This is a genomic window from Saccharothrix hoggarensis, assembly GCF_042678885.1.
Taxonomy (GTDB): Bacteria; Actinomycetota; Actinomycetes; order Mycobacteriales; family Pseudonocardiaceae; genus Actinosynnema; species Actinosynnema hoggarensis.
The window spans coordinates 1-2089 of the sequence record NZ_JBHTLK010000448.1 but is presented as its reverse complement, the minus strand read 5'-3'; the positions used below and the strand labels follow the sequence as shown (position 1 = coordinate 2089).

At 75.2% G+C, this 2089-nt stretch carries 3 protein-coding genes; all 3 read left to right on the top strand.

Annotation, left to right across the window (positions count from 1 at the left end; translation table 11 throughout):
- The coding region (locus ACFQ3T_RS36245) for a lanthionine synthetase LanC family protein (RefSeq protein ID WP_380730629.1) at nucleotides 1-585 on the top strand (585 nt) is incomplete at its 5' end.
- Complete coding sequence (locus tag ACFQ3T_RS36240; RefSeq protein ID WP_380730627.1) at nucleotides 582-791, top strand: hypothetical protein; 210 nt, start codon at nucleotides 582-584, stop codon at nucleotides 789-791. The genes ACFQ3T_RS36245 and ACFQ3T_RS36240, both read left to right, overlap by 4 nt.
- 88 nt (nucleotides 792-879) lie before the next feature.
- The coding region (locus ACFQ3T_RS36235) for an ATP-binding protein (RefSeq protein ID WP_380730625.1) at nucleotides 880-2089 on the top strand (1210 nt) is incomplete at its 3' end.

Genomic DNA, 2089 nt, shown 5'->3' with positions numbered 1-2089 from the left:
GGCGACGGCTTCGCCCGAGGCCGGGCGGGCGTCGGCTGGGCGCTGCTGCGCTACGCGCGCGTCGCGGGCGACCAGGGGTACGGCGTGGCGGGGCGGGCGAACCTGCGCGCCGACCAGGCGTTGCGGCAACGGCTCCTCGACGTGGCCGAGGCCGACCACAGCTGGTGCTCCGGCCTGTCCGGCGCGGTCCTCGCGCACACCGCGCACCCCGACCAGCCGGTCGACGCGCACACCCTGCACCTCGACCGCTGCCTGAACGCGCTGGCCGTTCACGAACCGTTGCGCGACCTGAGCCTGTGCCACGGCGAGCTGGGTGTGATCGAATCACTCACGGTGCTCGCCCAGCGCGGGCACAGCCTGGCCGCGGCCATGCAGACCCGGCGGGCCGGTCTCGTCCTCGGCTCGCTGGACCAGTACGGGGCGCGCTGCGGCACGCCGGGCGGCGTGCCGTCGGCCGGTCTGCTCACCGGGTTGTCCGGGATCGGATACGGCCTGCTGCGCCTCGGATTCCCCGAGCAGGTGCCGTCCGTGCTCCTGCTCGAACCTCCGCACGACACCTACCCCCGCGAGGAGAACCACCGATGAACGACGCCAACCACGACGCGGTCACCACCTGGCACGAGGACCAGGACGGCGACCACCCCGCCGGGGAGATGGCGCTGTCCCGCAAGACGAAGACCGGCGCCCGCGCCCGCGCGCTGGCCGGTCTGACGCTGGCCGTCGGCGCCTACGCGGCGGTCGCCGCGGACCTCTCGCACCCGACGGTGAGCGCTCCCGGTTTGGGCATCTGACCGCCCTCCGCACCGCCGAACTGCCCGCCCGCACTGGGGGTGCGGGCAGTTTGGCGCGTGTTTGATCGGCTTGACTAAGGTTCGGCGCATGCACACCCGCGCGCCCATCGTGGTCGGCCGCGACGAGGAACTGCGCGTCCTGGAGCGGGTACTGGCCGACGCCGGGGCCCGGCGGGGCCGCGCCGTGTTCCTGGTCGGGGAGCCGGGCATCGGCAAGACCCGGTTGGCGCGCTTCGCCGCCGGAGCGGCGTTCGACCGCGGCATGCGGGTCCTGCGCGGGCGGGGCAGCACGATCGGGCCGATGGTCCCGTTCCGGCCGTTGACCGAGGCGCTGATGTCGTTGCTGCGCGCCGGCAACGGGCCCGACCTGCGGGAACTCGGCGCTTACCAGCCGGTGCTGGGCACGCTGGTGCCGGAGTGGGGCACGGAGGCGCCGCGGCAGGCGCACTCCGTGGTGGTGCTCGCCGAGGCGGTGCTGCGGCTGCTGGCCGTCGTCGGCCGCGCGCAGCCGTGCCTGGTGGTGCTGGAGGACCTGCACGACGCCGACGCCGAGACGTTGGCCGTCATCGACTACCTGGTGGACAACCTCGACCAGGTCCCCGCCGCCCTGCTGGTGACGACGCGGGCGGACCCCGGCCCGACGCTCGACGTGGTCCGCCTTGCCGCGCAACGGGAAGCGGGCGCGCTGCTGGAACTGGGCCGACTGGGCGAGGCGCAGGTCCGCCGAATGGTCGCGCTGTGCCTGGAGGTGGACGAGTCCGAGGTGCCCGACGAGGTCGCCGAGCGGATGTGGGCGGACAGCGCGGGCAACCCGTTCGTCGTCGAGGAGATGCTGCACGGCCTGGTCAACGGCGGCGTGCTGGTGCGCGACCCCGGCGGCTGGCAGGTGCTCGGCGACCTGCGCATCGACCTGCCGACCGCGTTGGTGCGGGCGATCGCGCACCGCACCGACCGCCTGGGACCGCAGGGGCGCGAGCTGCTGTCCCTGGCCGCGGTGCTGGGCCACCGCTTCCCGCTGTCGGTGCTGCGCCGGGTGACCGGGATGGACGACCGCGGCCTGCTGTCGCACCTGCACGCGGGCGTGGCCGCGCAGCTCGTGACGCCGGACGAGCCGGTGCCCGACTGGTACGCGTTCCGGCACCCGCTCACCGCCGAGGCGCTGCTGGCGCAGCTGCCGCCGCCGCACCGGGCGGAGCTGTCGCGGCGGATCGCGGACGCGGTGCAGGAGCTGCACCGCGGCCTGCCCGGCGAGTGGTGCCCGCTGGTGGCGTCGCTGCGGCTGGACGCCGGGCAGACCG